Annotated in this window: 8 protein-coding genes; 1 reads left to right on the forward strand and 7 read right to left on the reverse strand. The window is 60.8% G+C overall.

The annotated features are described in order from the left end of the window. The 4 genes from BMW90_RS25785 to BMW90_RS25805 all read right to left on the reverse strand — a co-directional run. The coding region (locus tag BMW90_RS25785) for a transposase (RefSeq protein WP_170850635.1) at positions 1-220 on the reverse strand (220 nt) is incomplete at its 3' end. Between the two features lie 312 nt (positions 221-532). Next, positions 533-1,225, reverse strand: coding sequence for a hypothetical protein (locus tag BMW90_RS25790; RefSeq protein ID WP_139211563.1), 693 nt, complete (start codon positions 1,223-1,225; stop codon positions 533-535). A gap of 350 nt (positions 1,226-1,575) precedes the next feature. Continuing rightward, complete coding sequence (locus BMW90_RS25800; RefSeq protein WP_139211564.1) at positions 1,576-2,001, reverse strand: hypothetical protein; 426 nt, start codon at positions 1,999-2,001, stop codon at positions 1,576-1,578. A 95-nt stretch (positions 2,002-2,096) separates the two neighbouring features. After that, positions 2,097-2,546, reverse strand: a complete 450-nt coding sequence (locus BMW90_RS25805; protein WP_074840624.1) for a hypothetical protein — start codon at positions 2,544-2,546, stop codon at positions 2,097-2,099. A 250-nt stretch (positions 2,547-2,796) separates the two neighbouring features. Between BMW90_RS25805 and BMW90_RS26555 the strand changes: the two genes are divergently transcribed. Then, positions 2,797-3,012: a hypothetical protein gene (locus tag BMW90_RS26555; RefSeq protein WP_139211565.1), complete on the forward strand. Its 216-nt coding sequence runs from the start codon at positions 2,797-2,799 to the stop codon at positions 3,010-3,012. A 138-nt stretch (positions 3,013-3,150) separates the two neighbouring features. Here the strand turns inward: BMW90_RS26555 and BMW90_RS25815 are convergent, their stop codons facing one another. From BMW90_RS25815 to tnpA, 3 genes are all read right to left on the reverse strand, one after another. Continuing rightward, a complete protein-coding gene (locus BMW90_RS25815) occupies positions 3,151-5,703 on the reverse strand; it encodes an NAD-dependent epimerase/dehydratase family protein (protein ID WP_074840628.1) in 2,553 nt (850 codons plus the stop codon). Positions 5,704-5,968: 265 nt separating this feature from the next. Beyond that, on the reverse strand, positions 5,969-6,403 hold the full coding sequence (locus BMW90_RS25820; protein ID WP_074840630.1) for a CBS domain-containing protein: 435 nt from the start codon (positions 6,401-6,403) through the stop codon (positions 5,969-5,971). Between the two features lie 112 nt (positions 6,404-6,515). Further along, positions 6,516-6,854, reverse strand: a 339-nt coding sequence (tnpA, locus tag BMW90_RS25825) for an IS200/IS605 family transposase (RefSeq protein ID WP_083416226.1), incomplete at its 5' end; no start/stop codon positions are given.

Below are 6,854 nucleotides of genomic sequence, written 5' to 3' on the forward strand. Positions count from 1 at the left end.
CAATATCGACCGGCAAGAACAGCGCAGTGTCGTCAGGCGTCAGAAGCCCCTTCTTCCTCAGTTCATATCGCCAGGCATAAATCTGCTGCCGCCTGATCTCGTGCCGATGCGCGACTTGCGATACCGTCGCGCCGTTCACCCCGACCGAAAGCACAATCGACAACTTCTCCTCGTCGCTCCATCGGCGCCGACGCTCCACGCCCAGAATTTCGCCCCGCATCCCTGCCTCCCTGTAGGAGACGTCTCTAATGACGTCATTATGGACGTCTCTTATCAATCACCGGGACATACGAGCAGGCGGTTCAAATCGGGCGGTTACGCAACATGAGTTTTCCTTGTCGTTTGTTTTACGTGCCGAACGAAATGCTTCGTCGGGGCGCCTATTACGACGTCAAGGGGCGGGCTGTCTCCTCCGGGATTTCCGCAAAACTGAATTTTTCTGAGAACCGGGCGGCGGACGGCTCATGACAACTGTTCCTGTGGACATCAGGAACTCGGCAGGAGCTGCGATTAACCGCGCTGGGTCTCAATCTTATGCGCAAGCCCGACAGACGAGCGCCTCGGGCGTGATCCGTTCGATCTTCGTAAGAGCAAGCTCGCCTCGACGTAGGAGACGCCCGACCGCGCGGAAGCCACGGCCTGGCAGGCCAACATCGGTGACGATGTCCGATATCGACCGCGCGCCCAGCCGCCCGCGCATGGCGCGCCTTGCAGCCGCGTCCGCCTCAGGGTCGGTCTCTTTCAAGCTATCCAGAAAGGTGGCGTTGTGGATCTCGACAGGATCGACATCGGCCTCAGTCATGACGACAACGTCATCAGCAAACGCGGGGGTCACCTTGGTCGCGATGGACCGCGCCTCCGCACAGAACTTCGGGCACGAGAGCTTCCGGCTATCCTTGACCATCACGGCGACCCGAGAGCCATCTGCAAGGTTCACGCGGAAGTCGAAGAAATGGCACTTCAATGCCTTCTTGTGCGGGCACCACCACTTGAAGAGAACCTGGTTCTCCAATTCCGCAACCTGGGGTCTCATCGTGAGGATGAGCGCCAGGTTCATCTCGAGATGGCTTTCGACCTCCATGACCTGTTCACGCTCCCACCCAGTGCCGTTACTTCCTCCTGTCTGAACGACGAGGTGCCCGGAAAAATGGCTGTCGGACTTCAAAGGGATGGTCCTGGCGGTGGTCGGTGCGTTCGGTAGGGTGATTGAATTTTTGATGTTCATTCCCATACTCCTGATCGTCGCCGTCAGGGATGAAAGGCATCTTGGCATGCCAAACCCGTCGGGCTTCTGGTTTCTTCGGGCCGCTCTTGCGGCCCTCTGGTCAGAAGCTTGGCTGTTTCCAAAAATCCGGAAGATATTTTTACACTTCATTGATCTCAAACCTCTTTCAAACATGCCGCCGAACTATATCGCGCCTCACTCAGCTTGAGGCTCAAGGGCTCATAGATCTTCGTGCAGACTGGTCGTCGGACAGACCGCTCCATCAATGGCGAGCCCTGTTGTCGAGGGGGCAATCTGATTTCACCTTGCGAATGCCCGACAGCGGTTCGTCCTCCGGGGGGCGCGAACCGCTACTTCGCAAGCAGCCGGGTCACCGCGCGCTCGGCAGCAATCCGGTCGAGCGTTGCGGCCCGCACATCCATGAAGCGGGCAAAAATCCTCTGGATGGCGAGAAGCTCCTCGCCCCGCTCGGAGTATATCGGGCAGTCGCGAACCTCGCCGTGCTGTCCAAGGTTATCGTAGCGCGTTTCGACGAAGCGACGTTCGCAGCCCCTGACCTCTGATTTCAGGTCCGCCTGCATGATGGCCTCGAGAGAGGTAAGTGATACATCGTCGTGCGGATCGAAGGGATCTCGCTCGGCCAGACGTCGTAGCGTCCGGCTCGCATAGCCGACCTCGCGACTGCTACGGCCGAGAGATGCAGCGTGCGCCGCCCGCTCGAGTTCACGCCCCAAGCGAATGGCCTCGGCGGCAAGTTCATCAAGAGAGAGTTCCATAGTCTTCGTCCTCTTCATCGAAACCTCATTGGCTGCACGGCCGGCGGTGGCGGTGCGTCAAGGCTCGGCTCCCTACCTGGGAACCGAGAATGCTTTCAGGCTGCGGCCGAATTCCCTTCGCCTTCGCTGTAAGCGCGAGACGCCAGAGAGGAATCGATCTGGGTCAGCAGGTTCGAGAGCATGTCGGTCAGCACGCAGATCGTCTCGACCTGGGGATTGGCAGGGTGCAGCGCTCCAAAGAGCTCAGTTTCGAGGCATGCCGGATCGCCCACATCTTCGAGGGACAACAACCGGTGGAGTGCCACAAGATCTCGTCGAATGCGGTGATTCATCCGGCATGCGGTCTTAATTTGGAGGGCGCATGAAACTACCCGCGCGTTGCCGCAAGCACCGCCCAGTCGCGCCGCGGCGTCGGCCAGATCCTGACCGTGGTCGGAGAAGAAACACCGGGCGAGGTCGAGAGATGGGTCTCGATCTTCCGTCGGGAGATAATCGAACATCAGCTTTGCTCTCTGATTTGCGCTGCTCCATTGCGACAGCTTCAAGGCCCCATTTCCTCCTTCCAACGGGTTTCTATCGTTGTTTCGAAAACAAGATTGGCTGGTTTCGCAGGGCCGAAGCGAAATTCTGAATTTTCTTCTGGGCTTCTTCAATGCCACGGCGATGCTCTGGCAACTGGCGCAGGTGGTCGCGTTTCACTTGCCTCGAAGAGCCGCAATGATGAAGATGGACGATATCTCATTCTTGAGGGCACGAGCCGCCCGCTCAGTCACCGCAGAAACGAGAGGATCTAACATGCACATCGACGACCAGTTGATCAGTTACATTAAGCGTTTAGATGGCCGATTCGATGTAACGTATGACGGCGAGCCAATTTTGGTGGCGCGGGAACCGCCAACATCCGATTTCCGCATGAATGCTCTTCGAATTCTCATCGAACGGCACATGAGAGAATTGGGAGCAGGCCAACGCACCAAGTATTATCGCCGGTCCGAAAGCGCACACAGGTAGAACCTATTCTTCAAGCGTTTCACGACCCCGCTACAGAAACCGAGAAACTGGACTTGCAAAGAGAGTTCGACCAGGATTGCAAAGGCCGATCCCACGCCGAGCTCATAACGGCCGCGGCAGCATTGGTCTTGCGCTTATTCAGACGATGTAGCGATCCCAACTGCCGTAATGCTCCGAACTGCGACGGCCCCGAGGCAGGCTTAGAACGATAAGGCTCAGGCCCGAAACCACCCCCAGAAGGCTCCCGGCCACGGTGCCGCCATCCAGTAGCCAAGGGGCCAGGATCAGCCACAGACCAAACCCGATGTTCAGAAAGCGCAGGGGTCGGGCGACCTCTGCCCATGCGATCACGGCGGTCGTCAGAACCAGCGCGCCTACGAGATGATCGCTCCCCGCAAGCGGCATCGCGTTGCCGAAGATCCCCCGCGACAGCATCAGCATCAGCATCACCCCGATACCGGCGCTGACGCCGAGGGTCCAAGGCACGGTGACGCCCCGGGCGCTCTGTCGAAGCAGTTTGGTCACCGGCGCATCGAACGGCATCGTGCCGCCTGTCTCCGACCCCGGAAGGGCATCGCCGCGGAAGAAGGCGCGCCAGAATGGGCGGCCGCGGCGGGTGTTCCAGACCATGAACTGGATCATCGCCACGATCTCGTCCAAAGAGAAGGGGATCATGATCAGCATCGCGGCCGCCGCAATCAGGCAGATCGTGCAGTAGGTGCCGATGGTGATCGGCTGAATGATGATGAAATAGATGCTCACCACCCCGAGCGGCCCAACTACGATACCGAACAGTGCGACCATCCAGGGCATCGTGCGCCAGCGCTTGCGGCTGCCCATCACGCCCATCAGGATCTCGAACATGTAGCTCATTGCGCCGAGGCCGCCGTCGGCGACAGGCCACGCCTTCGAGACGTCGGACGTCACGATGTATTCGCTGCCATTGAGCGCGGTGGGTGAGGAAAAGAACGGCTCCCAGATGCCGTCGACATGGCCCAGTTGATAAGCCGACAGAACGCGCGACAACAGGAAGCCGACCACGCCCAGCACGATGATCGGCAGACGCTGGACATAGGTGGACGGGCAGTAGGTCCAGCCGGGCGGGATGTCGCCCTCGTCCTTCATCCCCTCGGGCGCCATGCCGGGCATCATGGGGATCAGAATAGTTAGCGCGATCACCAGGGCCCCGATCAGCGTGTCATTGGCATAGACCGCCGGATCGGGTGTCCAGAAGACCAGGGGGGCCGCCAGCAGCCAGACGCCGAGTGCGGCATTGGCCCATGGCGCCCAGCCGTTGCCCGGCCGCATAGAGATGAAGGCCAGGGCCGTGATTGCCAGCCCGGTAAAGACATCGTTCCAGGCCGTCAGCCAGCTTCGATCGGCGGCGGCCCGCAGACCGCGGTCTTCGGTGATCCGCATCACGGCGTCGCTGAATATGGTCTGGTCGAGGGTGCCGAAGACCGAGGGCGCCGTTGCCAGCCACAGCCCCAGCCCAGCCACCAGCCAATGCACCCAGAGCATCTGAAAATGCATCATCCGCATGTGCTGGCCATCCTCGCGTTCGGCGGCGTCCTCCTCGGCGGCGGTTTCCGCCTCGCTGTCCTGCGCGGCCTCGGCCTGTTCCACCTTTGCCGCCGAGACGCGGGCCGCGTTCAACCCATTTTCTGCATACCAACCATAGGGATCGCTCTTCAGCTTCTGCGCGATGCGCGGGATGTCCGCGCGCAAACTGTGCTTGGGCTGCCAGTCGAGGTGGCTTTTCGCCTGCGTCAGGTCGAGCTCGTAATGATCGCTGGAGATATCCACCATCCACGAGCGGATGAAGGCATCTTCGCCGAAGATGCGGTTCTCGGTCCAGGCGCCAATCTTGGCGAGCTTCGGCGGGATGTTCCACGTAACCCAGTCCTCGCCATGGAGCTCGCGCCCGATGAGGCGCTGCAATTCGCCGAAGGGGATCGGGTCCGTCTCGCCCAGCAGCACCGGAAAGACCTCGGGCAGATCGGCGCGGCGGTCCACGATCCGGTCCACCGCATCCAGCAGATCGTCCAGGTGCAGGAACGCCTGGCCGCGTGACAGATCGCCCGGATAGACCTTGCCGCTGAAACGCTTCTCGTGAATGCGGGCGATCTGGTGGGCGAGGAAGGTGGAATGCCCCTCGTCGTCATAAATGCCGGCTGGGCGCATCAGGACGAGCTTCTCGTCGCCTTTCTCCTCGCACAGCATCGCCTCGGTGCGGATCTTAGAGGCCCGGTAGGGCAGCTTTGCATCGAAAGGCGCGTCCTCGTCGATCGGCTCCCCCGGTGAGGTCGGCGCGTGGGCGAGCATGGTGGAGGCGAAGACGAACTGCTCCAGCTCGAAGTCCTGCAAGCCCTTCAGCAGTCGCCGGGCCCCCTCCACCGTCACCGCATCATAGGCTGGGCTGTCCTCCCCGCTCAGGTCAAAAAAGGCCGCGAGGTGGATGCACGCGGCGATCCGGTCCCCGTAAGCCAACCGCACCCGGGCCAGGGCCTTGTCGACGCTGTCCTGGTCGGTGATGTCGAAACAGACGCATTCCGCCTGGTGCGGCGGATGCGGAGGAGAATGGCGGTCGAGCCCCACGACGCGGTATCTCTCGTGCAGCCGGCGGACGACCGCGGCGCCAAGATAGCCGCTGGAGCCCGTGACGAGGACAACGGGTTTCTCCGCCAACATGGCATCGCTCCTACTTGCGCAGATACTTCACCAGCGCCGCGATCACGAGCACCAGTATCACGAGAATCAAGAGCCACCAGATCCCCATGCCGAACATCATTCCTCCGTCCATCATTCCGTCGTTCATCATCTTTGTCTCCTGAAGTTATCCTGAGGCTGCGTCGGGCTCGCAGAGGCGCCTTCGCCCGTTTTTACGCCCGACATGGACCACGGTCGTGGGCGCGACCGGAGGATGGCAGAGCGCCTCCGGCGCTCTGCCGCCTCCTTAGCAGCAGCCGGAACGACCTTCCGGCTGCGAGACTTTTTGGACGAGATCAGCGGTTTCCGCGCCTTTCGCATCGCGGGCCACGTCGGCCTGCGCGACCATTCCGCAGCATTTGCCTTCGTCGTCGGTCACCACGGCGCGGCGCACCTGGCGCTCTTCCATCTTGTTGCAGCAAGAAGAGACGTCTTCCTCGGGCGAGGAGGTCAGCACGTCGGACGACATCACCTCGGACACTGCCGTTTCGCCGGATTTGCCTTCGGCGACCGCACCGCAGCAGATGTCGCGATCCGTCACGACACCCATCGGCTCACCCGCATCGTTAAGGACCGGTAGCGCTCCGATGGAGGCCTCTGCCATCAGCTTGGCGGCCTCTTTGATGGTGGTGTTCTCGCCACAGCATACGGGGTTGCTTGTCATAATGTCCTGAACTTGCATGTTTCCCTCCTTTATTGGGTGTGGTGTGGTAACCAACACCCCAGGGACCATGTTCCCAATCTACTCGTGTCTCCGCCGAAATCCGCAAGGTGACTGCTTCGGGAGTGAACCACTACCGGCTGACGCCGGTAGCATCATGTTTTCCATGTAGTTCGAGGTACTGAAGTATGATGTCGTCGGTCACGTTTCCCGAAGTGGTCGAGAAATACCCACGAGCCCAGAACCGGCGGCCCCAGTAGCGCTTTCGCAATTCGGGGAACTCCATCTGGACCCGGCGCGAAGAGCGACCCTTGATACGTTGCATGACCGTGGCGAGGGCCAGTTTCGGCGGCACACTGATGAACATGTGGACATGGTCACGCGCCACGACGCCCTTGACGATGTGCACGTCGAGTTCTGCGCAGGTTTGGCGGATGATCTCGCGAAGACGTTCCCGCATCGTGCCTTGCAG

Origin of the sequence: Marinovum algicola, assembly GCF_900109145.1 — a bacterium.
GTDB lineage: Bacteria > Pseudomonadota > Alphaproteobacteria > Rhodobacterales > Rhodobacteraceae > Marinovum > Marinovum algicola.